Genomic DNA, 16,204 nt, shown 5'->3' on the forward strand with positions numbered 1-16,204 from the left:
CTGAAAGTGGCTGAAAATGAGTTGAAGGTCAATAGAGAAAGAGGTATAGAAATGGCAAAACAGAATTGGAAACCAGGAAATATGTTGTATCCGGTTCCGGCAGTTATGGTGAGCTGCCAGAGACCGGGAGAGAAGCCAAACATAGTGACGATAGCGTGGGCCGGTACCATATGCAGCGATCCTGCAATGGTGTCCATATCGGTGCGTCCGGAGAGATATTCCTACGACATAATCAAGGAGACAGGAGAATTTACCATAAATCTCGTCACCGAGAAACTGGCATTTGCAACTGATTATTGTGGTGTGAAGTCAGGAAGAGACGTGGATAAATTCAAGGAGATGAACCTCCATGCATGTGACGGCGTGAATGTGTCATGCCCGGCTATAGAGGAGAGTCCGGTGAACGTAGAGTGCAAGGTAAAGCAGGTAGTTGAGCTTGGATCCCACCACATGTTTATCGCTGAGGTGGTCGGAGTCCAGATAAGTGATGAATACATGGATAAGACCGGCAAATTCAACCTCAACAGCACGGGACTTGTCGCATATTCACATGGAGAGTATTTTGCACTTGGCGACAAACTCGGCAAATTTGGATATTCTGTTAGAAAAAAGTGATTGCAGGCTGAAAAGCTGCAGGGGAAATGTCACGGACAGGAGAGAAAATGGAAATATCATTAAAGGCATATGGAAAGATAAACCTCGGTCTCGACGTGGTCAGGAGACGCGAGGATGGATATCATGAGGTGAAAATGATCATGCAGACGGTCGATCTGAGGGATGAACTGACATTTTGCGATGTCACCACAGACGAGATCGTTATAACATCGGATTCGTCGGAGCTGCCGGATGTGAAGGATAACATCATATACAAGGCGTGCCGGATGATGAAGGATATATATGGAATAGACAAGGGTGTTCATGTAACCGTGGATAAACACATACCGGTTGCAGCCGGAATGGCAGGGGGAAGCGCTGATGCAGCGGCAGCCCTCAAGGCGATGAATATGCTGTTTGGACTGAACCTTTCCGATGAACAGCTCATGGAACATGGAGTGAAGCTCGGCGCAGATGTGCCTTACTGTATCATGCAGGGTACGGCACTCTCGGAGGGAATAGGAGAGATCCTTACACCACTTCCACCTATGCCGGACTGCCTGATCGTCATAGCGAAGCCGGCGATCGGAGTGTCCACAAAATGGGTATACCAGAACCTGAAGGTGGATCTGCTGGAGGAGCATCCAGATATCGATGGCATGGCGGATGCACTCAAGACCGGAGATCTGAAGGGAATAACAGACAGAATGGCAAATGTGCTCGAGACGGTTACGATACCTGCAAATCCTGTGATAGATTCAGTCAAGAAGCTCATAGCGGAGAACGATTCCATGGGAGTGCTCATGAGTGGCAGTGGGCCGACAGTGTTCGGAATATATGACAACAGGGATAAAGAACTGGCACAAAGGGTAGTAGATATGCTGCGTGAAAAGGACGAGATACAGGCTGCGTATGCCGTCAGCCCGTATAACATAAGAAGAGGTATGTGATGGATCTTAGATTGAATATGGATGAGTACCTGCCTCTTCGAGAGGTAGTGTTTAAGACTTTGAGGAATGCTATAGTTCACGGTGAGTTTGAGCCGGGGGAGAGACTTATGGAGGTCACTCTTGCGAAGAGGCTTGGCGTAAGCCGTACCCCTGTCAGGGAGGCCATGAGAATGCTTGAGCTTGAAGGGCTTGTGGTCATGATCCCGAGAAGGGGAGCAGAGGTTGCCAGGATAACGGCAAAGGATCTGAGCGATGCGCTTGAGATCAGGATGGCGCTTGAGGATCTTGCGGCAGGGCTTGCCTGCAAGAGGATAGACGACGAGGGAAAAGAGCGGTTGAAGCAGTCCTATGCCGACTTCAAGAAAGCGGTAAGCTCCAAGATAATCCCGGAGATAGTAGATGCGGATGTTGCATTTCACAATACTATAATGGACATGACGAACAATCCGAGACTGATCAGCATGTCCCAGAGTCTTCGTGAGCAGGTGTACAGATACCGCGTGGAGTATGTAAAGGATTTCAGCTATCACGACAAGCTTATAGCGGAGCATGAGGCTCTCATGAATGCGATAATAGCCAGGGATGAAGAGAAAGCCAAGGAGATAACCCGTATACATATATACGATCAGGAACAGATCGTGATCGCAAATGTTGTCATAGCACAGAAATAACAATATGCATAATAATAAATACCTGTATAAGAGGCGGAATGCGTGAAAACGTGTTCCGCCTTTTTATGTGTATGTCTGAATAAAAACACATCCGTTGGACAAGATAGATTACAGGAGATAAACGGTATGTTGGAGGTGTTTACGGCGGACGATGGCTTCAATCAGTAAAAAAATAGACGAAAACATCACGCAAATTGAGACAATGTTCGGTAACTGGAGCGATATCGTGGAGCGAAGGTTTGATCTGGACCGCTGTGCCTGGGGAGATGATCCGGCAATATACGTGGTGTATATAGATGGACTGTGCGATCATGAGTTGATTGAGAACACATTAATAAAACCAATAACCTGGGAATGGCGGAATAAAGACACGGCAGATCTGTGGGAGCATATAATCTCCTGCGAGGGTCAGACGGCGGATTATACCCAGGAAAGTGACATGGACAACGTTGTCAGGGCGGTTCTCAGGGGGGATACGGCCATATTTGTATCCGGGAGCGATCAGGCAATAGTAGTGTCATCGAAACATTTCCCTGTGAGAGGTATAGAGGAAAGCTCCACCGAGGGAGGAATGAGAGGGCCGAGGGACAGCTTCAATGAGAACTTTAGGACATCCACAGCTCTGATAAGGAGAAGGATCAAGGACGTACATCTGAAGCTGGAACAGGGGACAATGGGCGTCAGATCCAGAACAGAGTACGGGATATTCTATATGGAAGATATAGCGGAGCCTGAGCTGGTACAGCAGATAAGGGACACCATCGATAAGTATGAGATAGATGCGGTGTTTGACAGCGGTATGGCTGAACATCTGATGGAGAAGAAATGGCAGGAGATATTTCCGATATACCAGGCGACCACAAGACCTGACAAGGCGGCCGCGGCTCTGGTGGAGGGCAGGGTTGTCGTTGTGTTTGACAATTCCCCTGAGGTCATAATTGCTCCAGCCACCATCAACACTCTGTTTCAGACGGCGGACGATTATTATAACAGATGGCCGGTGGCGACATTTGCCAGAATGATAAGGTATGTGGCAGCGTTCATTGCGGTGGGACTACCGGGACTTTATATTGCGATCACCTGTTATCACAGGGAGCTGATACCCGACAAGCTTCTGTATGCGATAGCCGATGCGAGAAGCCAGCTATCGTTCCCCGTTGTAGTTGAAGTGCTGATAATGGAGCTTTTGTTTGAATTGCTCCGGGAGGCCGGGATACGACTGCCGAGCCAGCTTGGAAATACGATAGGAGTGGTTGGCGGTCTGATAGTTGGTCAGTCAGCCGTGGAGGCGGGGATAGTCAGCACCATGGTTGTGATAGTTGTGGCACTCACGGCTATAGCTTCATTTGCCATTCCGAATGAGGCGTTTGCGTCTGTTTTCAGATTGCTTAAGTTCGTAATTATAATCACCAGCGCACTTTATGGAATACTTGGATTTATCCTTGCGATGCTGGTTCTCGTGTTTCATCTTGCATCCATGGACAGCTTTGGCGTGCCGTATATGTCCCCTGTCGTGACCTGTGGATACACTGGCGAGGGATATAAGGACTTTGTTGTCCGCGCGCCTATAAAGAAAATGATCAACAGACCTAAATGGAGCAATCCTGACGAGCGGCGCAGGTTGGTCAGAAAGAGAAAATAGATATGAATGATAAATATAATGTGACGTTTTCTGCCTTTTTTAAGATGGCTTTGCTCGTTTTGCCGGGGATGATAACTTTTGTGGCTACATTAATACCCTCATATTTTGGAAGAAATTGCCTGATTTTGTCACTTTTTTTGATGCTATGCATGGCTTTTGCTTACGTGATAGCACTATATATTGTATACATGAAGATTGATGAGAGAGGGAACAGCGAAAGCGGTAAAGTCAAAAATAGGACTATTGCATTGATTTATGGGGCAAGAACTGCCGTTAGGATGGGCTTGCTGCTGTTTGTCCTTGCCGAGTGTTCCAGGCAGTTGATGTTGAAAAGATACACGGTAATTGCTATCTCAATCCCCTTGTTGCTTGCATGTCTGTATATGGGTAGCCGTGGCACAAGGGGGATGGTCAGGTTTGCGGAGTCCGTGTTCTGGTTCGCTGTCGCGGCGGGGGCTGTGGTCATTCTGTCTTCTGTGAGTAACCTTGATCTGTCAGTGCTTAAGACTGTGACTGAGATAGGAGACGAGGGCGGGGCGAATCTCACCATAAGCCGTGTCATGGCTAGGGGAGGACTGCTTTTTCTTGGATTCTCGGCTATGGAGACGGTGATGCTGGTGTATATACACGTCATTCGGAGGCGAAGAGGAATGTTGTGTGCAGCCGTAGGCACAAGTACCATAATAGGCATTATGTGTTCGATAATTGTGATATGTACATTGGGCACGGGTGCGCTCATGGCTAAGGAGAAAAATATACTATATATAGTTGGAGCCATGGAACTGCCTGGCGGAGTGAAGCTCAGGCCGCTCATGCTGGTGTGTTACCTTGTCATCGTGTTCGGTGTGATGGCACTGGTTCCAAACGTCATAGGTGGATGGGGCGCTGTGGACAGACTGGGTGTTCGGCACAGATGGCTGTGGAAGACATTGTGGGCAGTCCTTGCATTTGCCGTATGCCTGTGGGCCGGGATGCTGCCCGGACAGCAGGACCGTATAAAGATCATCTCTGGATATCTTATTCTGGTGGATGTACCCCTGTCGATAATATTGCCGGCGGCATCACTTGCCGGGAAATGGCCTGTAAAAAAATCTGCCGGACTGGCGGCGGTGTTATTGACGGCGTGTATATTGAGTGGGTGTGAATACAAGCCGGTGGAGGATGTGGACTATGTGAATGCGGTCATCATAGAGCGCAGTACGGAGAATTCTGCCGACGGCGGGTTGAGGTACAGTCTGGTCATAACAGGACTGGACGACGATGAGGATTCCCTGACCGAGGAGGGGGTGTACCAGGTGGACGCCGGTTCATTTGCCGATGCTTGCAGAAGTTATAATGAGAGTCATGCGAAGTCCCTCGATACGAGTCATGTGGAGTATATAGTAGCGGAGAATACCCAGGTAATGAACGAGGCTGCAGCCGAACTTGAGAAGGAATTTGCTACAAGCTATGTGACTGTGGTGATAGAACAGAATATACTGGAGAAATCCGGGGATAACAATACAAATGAATATCTTAAGACACACTATGAAGGCCAGTGTCTGGCGACATACGCGAGAGATGGGATAGGTGAATAGAGACTTAGATGATCAGGAGGTATTGTTTATGTGGAGAATGTTCAGGGCAGCCATACTGGGTGTCCTCATAGGAATTGTCGGCGGTGTGATATTTGGACAGGTTTCTTATGTGAAGAAATATAAGGATAAGGTGGCGAGGGAGATAATGGCGGATGCGGTCATGTACAACAATTCACTGGATGACAGTGGAAGGGTCATAAGGCTTAAGGTCGATTATGATGGCGATATGAAGTCTGAGGATGAGAGAGATGAGCTTGAGAGCTATGTGGGCAACACAGTCATGAAGCAGATCGGCATGTGGCTTGGGGACGACTACAATGAGAATCTGAGTTATATACAGATGCGCCACAATCTTGTCATGGCGATGGAGGATATAAATGACATTGCCCAGAGCGCGGCAAATGCGTGGGGCGTGGATGCCGATGCAAACTCTGGATTTTCTTATGAGTATTTTGGCGATTCCGGGGAGGACTGTCCGCCCGGAATGTATGAGACATTATGTATAGATCTGGGGGATAAGTGACGTTGAAAAGTTGATTCCCAGGTGTTATACTTTGACCTGTGGTGTGCCCCGGGTGCACCGCGGATTAAAGTATAAGGAGCACATGTCATGGCTAAGGAAAATTTGGTTGTAATATTTGGAGGAAGATCATCAGAGCATGAGGTTTCATGTATATCGGTACAGACAGTTGCCAAGGGGGTTGATCTTGAAAAGTATAATATGACATTGGTTGGCATTACCAAGGATGGAAGATGGTTAAAGGCAGATAATATAGAGAGTATAGCGGATGGAAGCTGGTATGACAGCAAGGTCACAGCAGTGATCTCACCGGACACCAGAAGAGAGCTTATAGTTTTTTCCGATGCAGGTGTGGAGCGCCAGAAGGTGGACGTCATATTCCCTGTACTTCACGGTATGTATGGCGAGGATGGAACTATACAGGGATTGTTCGAGATGGCAGATATTCCATATGTTGGATGTGGCGTTCTGGCATCGGCAGCATCCATGGATAAATTCTATACGAAGATAATCGTTGATCACGTCGGTGTTTCACAGGCGAGATTTGTACCTGTGCTTGCAGAGGATTTCAGCGACATAGACAGTGCTATGGACAGAGTTGAGGCTGAGCTTGATTACCCTGTATTTGTAAAGCCGTCAAAGGCCGGATCATCAAAGGGTGTAAATAAGGCGACTGACAGAGCAAGCCTTCTGTATGCGCTGAATGAGGCCGTAAAGCACGACAACAAGATCCTCGTTGAGGAGACGATAGTTGGACGTGAGCTTGAGTGCGGAGTCCTCGGTTACAAGGACAATACTAAGGCTTCGGGAGTTGGCGAGATACTTGCCGCTGCTGAGTTCTACGATTTCGATGCAAAGTACAACAATGCTGAGTCGAGAACGGTTATCGGCGCCGACATCCCTAAGGAAGCAGAGAACGAGATAAGGGAAGACGCTGTGAAGATATTCAAAGCACTTGACGGCTTCGGACTCTCCAGAGTGGATTTCTTCCTTGAGAATGGAACAAACAGAGTTGTATTCAATGAGATCAACACACTTCCTGGATTTACAGGAATAAGCATGTATCCAATGCTGTGGAATGCTCAGGGATACGATATAAAGACTCTCGTCACAACGCTTATTGAGATGGCAAAAGAGAGATAAATTTATAAAATTACATAGATTGGAAGTTTATATGGTAAAGAATGTTACTGTGACAGTAGTTGGAGAGCAGAGGACGAGCAGGGAAGAGAACAATGTTGAACCCATAGAGCTTGTTACCAGGGGAAGCCTTCATGAGAAGGACGGGGTATTTTACCTGAAATACGATGAGTATTATGAGGATCTTGAGAAACCGGCGAGAAATCTGCTGAAGTTTGACAAATTAGGACTTGACCTGACAAAGAAGGGCGAAGTCAGTGCTGCCATGTCATTCAGACCGGGAGAGACCAGAGAGGCATTTTATTCCACTCCGGTTGGTATGATGAATATAAGCATACTCACTGAAGGCTATCAGCTCGTGGAGACGGAAAAGGGGCTTGGTCTGGTCGTGGTGTATGTGATGGATTATGGCAATGAATGTGTATCGTTTAATGTACTTAGGATAACCGTGGAGTGAGGATAGATATATGGATGACGAGAAGGCGTTTGATGATTTTCTGTCTATAGATACGACGCTGTGTATAGGTGCGGAGCAGCCCACAGAGGAGAATAATATATATCAGGCGACTTACTACAGGGATCTTGTGACCCTGTTCAATGCCGTGTCCATGGAGCCGGAGGATACACTTGTTGATTTTGGCTGCGGACTGGGGCGTGTGTTGTTCTATGGCAACTCAAGGCATTACTGCCGCGCCACGGGTATAGAGGCAGATGCTGACATATACGAGAAGCTTCTGGAAAATGCCGCGGGTTATCAGAGCAGATTTTATGATCAGGAAGACAGGATGAACTTCTATAACATTCCGGCGCAGGAGTATGAGGTTGCAGATGAAGATAATTATTTCTATTTCTTCAATCCATTTTCCCCGGAGGTGTTCAAGAAGGTCATAGACAATATAATAGATTCCGTGCGCAGGGCACCGAGAAATATATATCTGATGCTGTACTACCCGACATTTGAATATCAGAGAGTCATGAGGGACAGCAGGTATTTTGTGTTGAAGAATATCATCAAGCTGTCAGGATACGAAGAGGATCCCGATGAAAAAGTGTATGTGTATCACATGTCAAGATACTTTGTGTGATTTGCCACTTCGGCGCAGCAGCAGATATAGGGCGATGAAGCCTGCGGCTGACGAGATACCAGTTGCAAGTATACAGCCTGTATGTGACAGTGCAAATGGCAGCATCCCAGTGAAATAAGAAGATACGTTGATCGTTATGTGAAGAAGGATCGATGGCAGCAGGGAAGACGTCCATGTGGCGAGCAGCGCGAGAAGGATTCCCATGGGAAGGGCGTAGCAGAACTGGACTAAATTGCCGTGATAAAGGGCGAACAGCAGCGCTGACAGCAGGATGGCGATGGCATCTGAATGTCTGCATGTAAATGCACGTCTGGAAGAACTCAGAGAGATCCCTCTGAACACAAGCTCCTCACAGACCGGTGCAAGCAGCATGACTGTTGTAACTCTGAAGATACCGTTGTTTAGAGAGAATGATGAACGAACCATGTCTCTGTAACTGCCGAGAAGCTCTGGACGATGGAGCTCAATGGCGTTCAGTATTCCGGTCGAAAAAAACTGCAGGCTGAGGCCTGTTATGACAATAAGTATAAAAATACAAAAACAGAACAGGAATGAGAGTGATCTCGTTCCTGTTCTGTTTTTATTGTTACGGTTATCTCCTGTGGTGAATACCCAAGAATATACATGATGTATATATCCGCAGAGAATAATTATTATAACACATGATACCAGAGATGATGGAATAAGCCCCTGGACAAAAGTTATGCATATCGGTGCGAGTGAAGCTATTCCAAGTTCGCGGAGGTTAATATGACATTTCTTCATATTGGGAACCTCCTTTCAAGCTGTTACATCTTCTGAATCTTTTTAGCTCTCTCTTTTTCTTCCTTGGCCTTAGCCTTGGCTGCGGCCTTCTGCTCCTTGCTGAGCTTTGACTCGGCTACATCCTTGTCGTACATATCCTGATACTTTCTCTGCTTTGCACGAAGCTTCTCACCAAAGGTCTTCTTGCCCTTCTTCTCCTCGATCTTACCACGAACATTCTTGACGCTCATGATATAGATACCGCTGACCATAGCCTTTACCTCTCCGCGGACAGGCATCTGATCATATATACCGTCATCACAGATAAGATTCATGATCTGAGGTCCGATCTTGGCCTTTACTATAGGCATCTTGGCCTTCTGGTAACGCTTTGGTGTCTGTTCCATTACCATCTTAGGCAATCCGGCATCCTTCATAGGGAGCATCTTCTTGTCGATGACAAGCATCGTCACAGGCTGTGCCTGTTCCTTCATCATTTCCTTCTGTGCAGACTGCTTTTTCTGAAGCTTATTGCCCACTATGTATAATGCAATAAGACCTCCGATAAGTATAACTGCAACTATTATCAACCATACCCACCATGCCATGTTTAGTTCCTCCTGATTATATTTAGTTATTGGTGTTTTGTCTTGCCGTGATCAGATTATTATAGTCTGATCACTTTTTTGTTGCAAGGGGAAGATTCTTAACCCTTGCTTCCTGAATGAGTGCCGGAATGGTTTCAAGAACCTCCTTGCGCTCCTTTGGCTTCAAGCCATTTATGTCGATAGGGTCAAGAAATTCGATGACCACCTTGTGACTTCTGATAAAGTTGTGCTTGTTGGCCTCCATGATATTGTCTGTTCCGCATATGGATACAGGTACGATAGGACATCCGGCCTTCTGTGCGATCTTGTATGCTCCGTCCTTGAAAGGAAGAAGTTCTTCGCCGTCATTTCTGTGTCCTTCAGGAAATACCATCATGGAATGTCCGGATTTTACGATATCAGCCGACTGCATGATAGTCTCCAGTCCCTTCTTCAGGTCGGATCTGTCAAGGAATGTACATCCTATGTCCTTCATATACCATGGAAGGATAGGAACCTTCAGGATTCCGTCCTTGGACATAAATCCCAGAGGTCTGTCCAGTGCGTTGTGACAGCACAGTATATCAAAGAAGCTTCTGTGGTTGCCGACAAACAGAATAGGCTGATCCTTGGGCACCCGTTCCAGACCTATGACAGTGCACTTGGTACCGCATATGAACATGACTATTCCAAAGAAGCCTTTGACCAGCTTCTGGGCATGGCGGTACGCCTTTTCCTGATCCTTCTTAGCCAGAAGGTACAGATACAGGTGATACGGAGTACACAGGATGATGCCCAGAAAGGCAAATAAATATGCAAATATTGTTCTCAATATTATAATTCTCCTTATGCTATTTTAAATGTTCCAGCATTGATTTGACTCGTCGTATGATTACTTCTCCTCAGAATCCTTCTTCTCCGGTATTGGAGTATATCTTCCATAGAGCTTTGATGTCTCAAGAAGCCTGTCTGACAACTGCTTGCTCAGGTCTGAGGCTTTGAATCTCCATGCCCAGTTGCCCTCTCCAACGCCTGGCGTGTTCATACGTGCCCATGAGTCGAGCTTTAGCACGTCCTGCATAGGAACGATGGCCATGTTGGCAACAGAAGAGAAGCATGCTCTTATCATAACCCAGCAGATATCACTTGCATCAGTGCTGTAGTATCTTCTGAGCTTATCCTTTGAAGCCTCATAAGCCTGCGTATACCATCCAAGGGTGGTGTCGTTGTCGTGTGTACCTGTATAGCATACACAATTAGGTGTATAGTTATGTGGAAGGAAGTCGTTCTCGTTTGGATTTTCAAATGCAAACTGAAGGATCTTCATTCCAGGAAGTCCGAATTTGTCTCTGAGTTCTATGACTGAATCATCTATCTCGCCGAGATCCTCGGCGATGATAGGAAGATGGTAGCCGAGATTAGCTTCGAGCTGTGTGAAGAAGTTCAGCCCTGGAGCTGGCTTCCACTCGCCGTTGATGGCGGTCTCCTCACCGTAAGGCACTGCCCAGTAACGGTCAAATCCTCTGAAGTGATCTATCCTGAGGAAATCTGTTACTGTGAGCTGATACTTGATTCTCTCTATCCACCATGCATAGCCTGTCTCGGTATGCTTTTTCCAGTTGTACAGAGGGTTGCCCCAGAGCTGGCCGGTAGCTGAGAAATAATCTGGTGGAACACCTGCAACCTCGATAGGGTATCCTTTTGAATCCAGCAGGAACAGTTCCTGATTGGACCATACGTCTGCGCTGTCCCATGCGAGGAATATAGGTGTGTCACCTACTATACTGATTCCGAGATCATTTGCATATGTCTTGAGGGCCTGCCACTGCTCTGTAAAAAGAAACTGGAGGAAGTTGTAGTAGCCGATGCCGTCTGCAAGCTTCTTCTTCCATGCGGTCTTCTGCCTTGCGGTAGGCTTCTTCAGTGAATCCTCCCACATGTACCAAGGCATTCCCTCGTGCGCATCCTTGCCTGCCATGAACAGAGAGTAGTCAGCAAGCCATGATGTATTCTTGACAAATGCATCGAACTTTGCCATGAGATCCTCGTCTCCTGACATATCATCTGCATAGTCAGCGTCGATAAATCTCTCGTACGCTTTCTTCAGAAGGCCAGTCTTGAATTCTATAAGTGTTCCATAGTCGATCTTCTCAGGATCCCAGTCAGGCATAGCTGAGAAGTCCTCGTCCAGAAGTAACTTCTTCTTTCTGAGGTAGTCGATATCGATGATAAGTGGTTGTCCTGCAAATGCTGAAAATGGCTGATAAGGTGAATCACCAAAGCCTGTGTGACCGAGTGGAAGCACCTGCCACAGATTTAATCCTGAAGCTGCAAGAAAGTCGATAAACTGATAAGCGCCCGGACCCAGATCTCCGATTCCATAAGGACTTGGGAATGATGTCGGGTGAGCCAGAATGCCGGCGTACTTCTTAGGCTTTTTTTCGTTGTTCTGCTCTAACATAATCTATCCTCTTTTCATAATATGTAAAACCACAGAGCCATGCCACCTCACAGTCTCTTACGAGCCTGTTCGGCTGGTGTGCCCTGCGGCATTCAGAGCCATGCCACCTCACAGTCTCTTACGAGCCTGTTCGGCTGGTGTGCCCTGCGGCATTCAGAGCCATGCCACCTCACAGTCTCTTACGAGCCTGTTCGGCTGGTGTGCCCTGCGGCATTCAGAGCCATGCCACCTCACAGTCTCTTACGAGCCTGTTCGGCTGGTGTGCCCTGCGGCATTCAGAGCCATGCCACCTCACAGTCTCTTACGAGCCTGTTCGGCTGGTGTGCCCTGCGGCATTCAGAGCCATGCCACCTCACAGTCTCTTACGAGCCTGTTCGGCTGGTGTGCCCTGCGGCATTCAGAGCCATGCCACCTCACAGTCTCTTACGAGCCTGTTCGGCTGGTGTGCCCTGCGGCATTCAGAGCCATGCCACCTCACAGTCTCTTACGAGCCTGTTCGGCTGGTGTGCCCTGCGGCATTCAGAGCCATGCCACCTCACAGTCTCTTACGAGCCTGTTCGGCTGGTGTGCCCTGCGGCATTCAGAGCCATGCCACCTCACAGTCTCTTACGAGCCTGTTCGGCTGGTGTGCCCTGCGGCATTCAGAGCCATGCCACCTCACAGTCTCTTACGAGCCTGTTCGGCTGGTGTGCCCTGCGGCATTCAGAGCCATGCCACCTCACAGTCTCTTACGAGCCTGTTCGGCTGGTGTGCCCTGCGGCATTCAGAGCCATGCCACCTCACAGTCTCTTACGAGCCTGTTCGGCTGGTGTGCCCTGCGGCATTCAGAGCCATGCCACCTCACAGTCTCTTACGAGCCTGTTCGGTGCGGCGTATCCGCCGTATAGCACAATATAAGAAATGCCTTGTTCATGCAAGCATGACAAGCCACTTCTTATATTGTGCTGCATGGCTCTGAACGGTAACATTATACAATACTATGTGTGATAGTTGCAAGGTAATAGTGCTTGACAGCGGGCTGTGTGCTAACTTATTATAAGTGGAAGTATTTGAACTTGCGTATACTTCCGTATTTCCGTGATATATGGCGGTTAAGCCGTATGTGTGGAGCGGATAAAAAGAGAAAGAAGAGTATAAAAATGGAAAGAATAATCACAAGCCTGCTTGAAACGGATATGTACAAGTTTAGTATGGGACAGGCGATTTACCATCAGTTCAGTGACTATAAGACAACATGGTCATTCAAGTGCAGGAATACTGACGTGTTCTTCACAAAGGAGATGGTTGATGAAATCAAAAGACAGATACAGCTCTACTGTGATCTGAGATTTACAGAGGAGGAGCTTGAGTATCTGCACAATATCAAGTGGATAAAGGGTTCTTATGTTGATTTTCTGAGACTCTGGAAGGCAAGATATGAGGACTTTGAGATATCAGATGACGCTGAATGTGGACTGAAGATAGAGGCGAGAGGTACTTGGCTCAATACTTCCATGTATGAGATACCTACTCTGGCTATAGTGAATGAGGTCTACTTCAGAATGAACGATGACTATGATAAGCTGCTTGCATCATTCAGGGAGAAGCTTGATGAGAAGGTCCGAAAAGTCGAGACCGGAGAGTATAACCTTGGAGCTTTCAGTGAGTTTGGACTCAGAAGAAGACTTTCGGCTGAAGCTCAGGAGCTTGCAGTCAAGGAACTCAGCAAGCGCAAGTATCCGGGTTCAACATTTGTCGGAACAAGTAATGTATATCTGGCAAGGAAGTATAATCTGGTTCCGGTTGGAACTATGGCGCATGAGTGGATCATGTGTGTTGGACAGGGTAATCATAAGCACAATCCTGCATATTCCAACTGGTATGCATTGGATGCATGGGTTAAGGAGTATGGAGTGCTGAACGGAACAGCTCTCACTGATGCCATCACAACAGATTGCTTCCTGAAGGATTTCCAGCTCACATATGCGACACTTTTCAGTGGGGTGAGACACGACAGTGGCGATCCTTATGAGTGGGGCGACAAGATGGTTCATCATTATGAGAAGCTTGGACTTGATCCAAAGACCAAGACACTTCTGTTCAGCGACAGCCTTGATTTCGAGAAAGCGGACAAACTCAACAGCTATTTCAAGGACAAGATCAAGGTTGCATTTGGAATAGGAACATATATATCCAACGATACGTGCGATGAACCGCTCAACATAGTTATGAAGACTACAGCATGTAACGGCATGGATGTTGCCAAGATATCTGATGATAAGGGCAAGGGTATGTGCAAGAACCCTGATTATGTTCATTATCTCAACAGATGTATCAAGTGGCGTATGGAGAATGATAAGTAAATTTTCATAAGGAGGGACCCACGTAAGTGGGAGGATTCCTTATGAAGCACGCAGACGCCGCGCGCAGCGCATTTCATGCGTCTGCTCATTAGCAAAAAATGGAGTTTTGTGAATTATGGGAAAAATTATTATAATGACAGATTCTGCCAGTGACATTTCAGAGAATGAGGAGAAGGAGCTTGGCATCAAGATCCTTCCTTTCCCGGTTGTAATAGGTGGCAAGTCTTATCTGAGCAGAGTCGATTTTGACAATGAGGGCTTCTACAAGCTCATGGCAGAGAATGATGATCTTCCAAAGACATCACAGATCACAGCGTACCAGTTCGGCGAGGTGTATAAGGAGCTGGTGGAGCAGGGTTACACGGATATTATATATGTAAGCATCAACAAGGATGGTTCTGCCTCATATGCAAATGCGCAGATGGCCGCAGATCAGTTCGAGGAGGAATATCCTGAGTGCGCCGGAAAGTGCAATATATATGTATTTGACGGAATAGGCTACAGTGGACAGTATGGCTATCCGGTGGTTGTGGCAGCTAGAATGGTTCAGGAGGGCAGGGATGCCAGGGATATCGTGTGGTATCTGAAGGAAGAGCTTCCAAAGAGAAGGATATACTTCGGAATATATGGCCTCAAGTATGCGGCCAAGTCAGGAAGAATCCCAAGTGCGGCAGCTCTGGTTGGTGACGCACTTGGCGTGAAGCCTATCATGAAGATCTGGGCAAATGAGATCGTGACAGCTATCAAGTGCCGCGGCGAGAAGAAGCTCATGGCAAAGATGGTGGATGTCACAGTGGAAGAGATGGATCCGGGTTCAGAGTACCAGATAGTATATGGTAACGATGAGATCGTAAGAGACGAGCTGACAGCCCGTATGACGGAGAAGGTTGGCTATGGCCCTTCAGATTACTTCCAGATCGGGGCAGCAGTTGCATCAAATGCGGGCCCGAAGGTCGTTGGAACTATCTTCAATGTGAAGAAAGAGCTTATGTAAGGATTCGTGTAGGAATTATTTCTTATGGCACGATGGCGGATAAAAGTCTTTGTGCTGTTTATCGTGGAATTTAATAATATGTGCATAAAATTATCCCTTTTCAAGGAAATTTTGTTGAAAGGATACAAAATCTCAGATTTTGTGCCTTTTTCAAGATATTTTCCTCAAAAAGGGATAATTTAGTGTCGTAAAATAAATATAATTGCCATTTAGAGAAAATATTTCCAAACCATTCAAGAAATCAAATCATCAAGCTCGTGATACACCCTTGCGAGTGGCAGCCCGACAACATTGTTGTAGTCGCCCTCAATTCCCTTGACGAACAGACCGCCCTTGCCCTGAATTCCATAGCTTCCGGCTTTGTCAAACGGCTCATTTGTGGCGAGGTACTGGATTATCTCGTCGTGGGATACAGGATAGAAGGTGACATCCGTCTTCTCATAGAATGAGCTGGATGACTTGGCTCTTCCGTTCACATATATCAGACACACGCCGGTGTACACCTGATGCGTCTGGTCGGACAGACTGTTCAAGGTGTTGTATGCATCGTCGTAGTCGTAAGGCTTACCAAGAATCCTTCCGTTCAGCGATACAACAGTGTCTGCGCCGAGGACAACGAAGCGTTCAGGAAGCTTTTTAACCCGTCTTACAACATCCTGGGCGATGATCCTGTTGCACACTTCATCTGCCTTCTTCTTAGCCAGAAGCATTACATATTCAGATGGAGCCATAGGTTCAAGATCTTCATCAGAAAGACTTGGACACACATCGAAGTCGTATCCCGCCTGGGCCAGAAGTTCCTTTCTTCTAGGCGATCCCGAGGCGAGAATTATCTTTATGTTAGTCATATGCTATATCTCTATACTTTCCTAAAATAATTTTGTACAAACAAGATCT

At 47.1% G+C, this 16,204-nt stretch carries 16 protein-coding genes; 11 read left to right on the forward strand and 5 right to left on the reverse strand.

What is annotated here, in order from left to right:
* Nucleotides 1–51 precede the first annotated feature (51 nt).
* The 9 genes from DW159_RS08315 to DW159_RS08355 all read left to right on the forward strand — a co-directional run bounded on the left by DW159_RS08315 (nt 52) and on the right by DW159_RS08355 (nt 8,179).
* A complete protein-coding gene (locus DW159_RS08315; RefSeq protein ID WP_015534482.1) occupies nt 52–615 on the forward strand; it encodes a flavin reductase family protein in 564 nt (187 codons plus the stop codon).
* Between the two features lie 47 nt (nt 616–662).
* Complete coding sequence (ispE, locus tag DW159_RS08320) at nt 663–1,544, forward strand: 4-(cytidine 5'-diphospho)-2-C-methyl-D-erythritol kinase (protein WP_117549996.1); 882 nt, start codon at nt 663–665, stop codon at nt 1,542–1,544.
* Nucleotides 1,544–2,215, forward strand: a complete 672-nt coding sequence (locus tag DW159_RS08325; RefSeq protein ID WP_015534484.1) for a GntR family transcriptional regulator — start codon at nt 1,544–1,546, stop codon at nt 2,213–2,215. Before ispE ends, DW159_RS08325 begins: the two co-directional genes overlap by 1 nt.
* A gap of 151 nt (nt 2,216–2,366) precedes the next feature.
* Complete coding sequence (locus tag DW159_RS08330) at nt 2,367–3,857, forward strand: spore germination protein (RefSeq protein WP_117549998.1); 1,491 nt, start codon at nt 2,367–2,369, stop codon at nt 3,855–3,857.
* Nucleotides 3,858–4,264: 407 nt separating this feature from the next.
* On the forward strand, nt 4,265–5,434 hold the full coding sequence (locus DW159_RS08335) for a hypothetical protein (RefSeq protein WP_117550000.1): 1,170 nt from the start codon (nt 4,265–4,267) through the stop codon (nt 5,432–5,434).
* Complete coding sequence (locus tag DW159_RS08340; protein WP_242992647.1) at nt 5,427–5,957, forward strand: hypothetical protein; 531 nt, start codon at nt 5,427–5,429, stop codon at nt 5,955–5,957. Before DW159_RS08335 ends, DW159_RS08340 begins: the two co-directional genes overlap by 8 nt.
* Nucleotides 5,958–6,044: 87 nt before the next feature.
* Nucleotides 6,045–7,097 (forward strand): D-alanine--D-alanine ligase family protein, encoded by a 1,053-nt coding sequence (locus DW159_RS08345; RefSeq protein WP_117550004.1) that lies wholly within the window; start codon nt 6,045–6,047, stop codon nt 7,095–7,097.
* A 31-nt stretch (nt 7,098–7,128) separates the two neighbouring features.
* Nucleotides 7,129–7,551: a DUF1934 domain-containing protein gene (locus DW159_RS08350; RefSeq protein ID WP_055280406.1), complete on the forward strand. Its 423-nt coding sequence runs from the start codon at nt 7,129–7,131 to the stop codon at nt 7,549–7,551.
* A gap of 10 nt (nt 7,552–7,561) precedes the next feature.
* Complete coding sequence (locus DW159_RS08355) at nt 7,562–8,179, forward strand: histone methylation protein DOT1 (protein ID WP_015534489.1); 618 nt, start codon at nt 7,562–7,564, stop codon at nt 8,177–8,179.
* Here DW159_RS08355 and DW159_RS08360 read toward each other — a convergent pair.
* From DW159_RS08360 to malQ, 4 genes are all read right to left on the reverse strand, one after another.
* Nucleotides 8,162–8,944 (reverse strand): CPBP family intramembrane glutamic endopeptidase, encoded by a 783-nt coding sequence (locus tag DW159_RS08360; RefSeq protein WP_117550006.1) that lies wholly within the window; start codon nt 8,942–8,944, stop codon nt 8,162–8,164. The two genes, DW159_RS08355 and DW159_RS08360, sit on opposite strands and share 18 nt — an antisense overlap.
* A gap of 23 nt (nt 8,945–8,967) precedes the next feature.
* Complete coding sequence (locus DW159_RS08365; protein WP_015534491.1) at nt 8,968–9,531, reverse strand: hypothetical protein; 564 nt, start codon at nt 9,529–9,531, stop codon at nt 8,968–8,970.
* Nucleotides 9,532–9,601: 70 nt separating this feature from the next.
* Nucleotides 9,602–10,342, reverse strand: coding sequence for a lysophospholipid acyltransferase family protein (locus tag DW159_RS08370; protein WP_117550007.1), 741 nt, complete (start codon nt 10,340–10,342; stop codon nt 9,602–9,604).
* Between the two features lie 60 nt (nt 10,343–10,402).
* Nucleotides 10,403–11,971, reverse strand: coding sequence for a 4-alpha-glucanotransferase (gene malQ, locus DW159_RS08375; protein ID WP_117550009.1), 1,569 nt, complete (start codon nt 11,969–11,971; stop codon nt 10,403–10,405).
* Between the two features lie 1,100 nt (nt 11,972–13,071).
* Here malQ and pncB point away from each other — a divergent pair.
* Both pncB and DW159_RS08385 read left to right on the forward strand, forming a co-directional pair.
* Complete coding sequence (gene pncB, locus DW159_RS08380; protein WP_015534493.1) at nt 13,072–14,313, forward strand: nicotinate phosphoribosyltransferase; 1,242 nt, start codon at nt 13,072–13,074, stop codon at nt 14,311–14,313.
* Between the two features lie 115 nt (nt 14,314–14,428).
* Nucleotides 14,429–15,307, forward strand: a complete 879-nt coding sequence (locus tag DW159_RS08385) for a DegV family protein (RefSeq protein WP_117550011.1) — start codon at nt 14,429–14,431, stop codon at nt 15,305–15,307.
* Nucleotides 15,308–15,540: 233 nt separating this feature from the next.
* Here DW159_RS08385 and DW159_RS08390 read toward each other — a convergent pair whose 3' ends face one another.
* Complete coding sequence (locus tag DW159_RS08390; RefSeq protein WP_015534495.1) at nt 15,541–16,155, reverse strand: Maf family protein; 615 nt, start codon at nt 16,153–16,155, stop codon at nt 15,541–15,543.
* Nucleotides 16,156–16,204 lie beyond the last annotated feature (49 nt).

Source organism: Coprococcus sp. AM14-16, assembly GCF_003434675.1.
Taxonomy (GTDB): Bacteria; Bacillota; Clostridia; order Lachnospirales; family Lachnospiraceae; genus Coprococcus; species Coprococcus aceti.

Bases quoted from the DNA above. Each gene is read 5' to 3' on its own strand.
- DW159_RS08315 (WP_015534482.1), top strand. From the start codon at position 52: ATGGCAAAACAGAATTGGAAACCAGGAAATATGTTGTATCCGGTTCCG.
- ispE (WP_117549996.1), top strand. From the start codon at position 663: ATGGAAATATCATTAAAGGCATATGGAAAGATAAACCTCGGTCTCGAC.
- DW159_RS08325 (WP_015534484.1), top strand. From the start codon at position 1,544: ATGGATCTTAGATTGAATATGGATGAGTACCTGCCTCTTCGAGAGGTA.
- DW159_RS08330 (WP_117549998.1), top strand. From the start codon at position 2,367: ATGGCTTCAATCAGTAAAAAAATAGACGAAAACATCACGCAAATTGAG.
- DW159_RS08335 (WP_117550000.1), top strand. From the start codon at position 4,265: ATGGTCAGGTTTGCGGAGTCCGTGTTCTGGTTCGCTGTCGCGGCGGGG.
- DW159_RS08345 (WP_117550004.1), top strand. From the start codon at position 6,045: ATGGCTAAGGAAAATTTGGTTGTAATATTTGGAGGAAGATCATCAGAG.
- DW159_RS08350 (WP_055280406.1), top strand. From the start codon at position 7,129: ATGGTAAAGAATGTTACTGTGACAGTAGTTGGAGAGCAGAGGACGAGC.
- DW159_RS08355 (WP_015534489.1), top strand. From the start codon at position 7,562: ATGGATGACGAGAAGGCGTTTGATGATTTTCTGTCTATAGATACGACG.
- DW159_RS08360 (WP_117550006.1), bottom strand. From the start codon at position 8,944: ATGAAGAAATGTCATATTAACCTCCGCGAACTTGGAATAGCTTCACTC.
- DW159_RS08365 (WP_015534491.1), bottom strand. From the start codon at position 9,531: ATGGCATGGTGGGTATGGTTGATAATAGTTGCAGTTATACTTATCGGA.
- malQ (WP_117550009.1), bottom strand. From the start codon at position 11,971: ATGTTAGAGCAGAACAACGAAAAAAAGCCTAAGAAGTACGCCGGCATT.
- pncB (WP_015534493.1), top strand. From the start codon at position 13,072: ATGTGTGGAGCGGATAAAAAGAGAAAGAAGAGTATAAAAATGGAAAGA.
- DW159_RS08385 (WP_117550011.1), top strand. From the start codon at position 14,429: ATGGGAAAAATTATTATAATGACAGATTCTGCCAGTGACATTTCAGAG.
- DW159_RS08390 (WP_015534495.1), bottom strand. From the start codon at position 16,155: ATGACTAACATAAAGATAATTCTCGCCTCGGGATCGCCTAGAAGAAAG.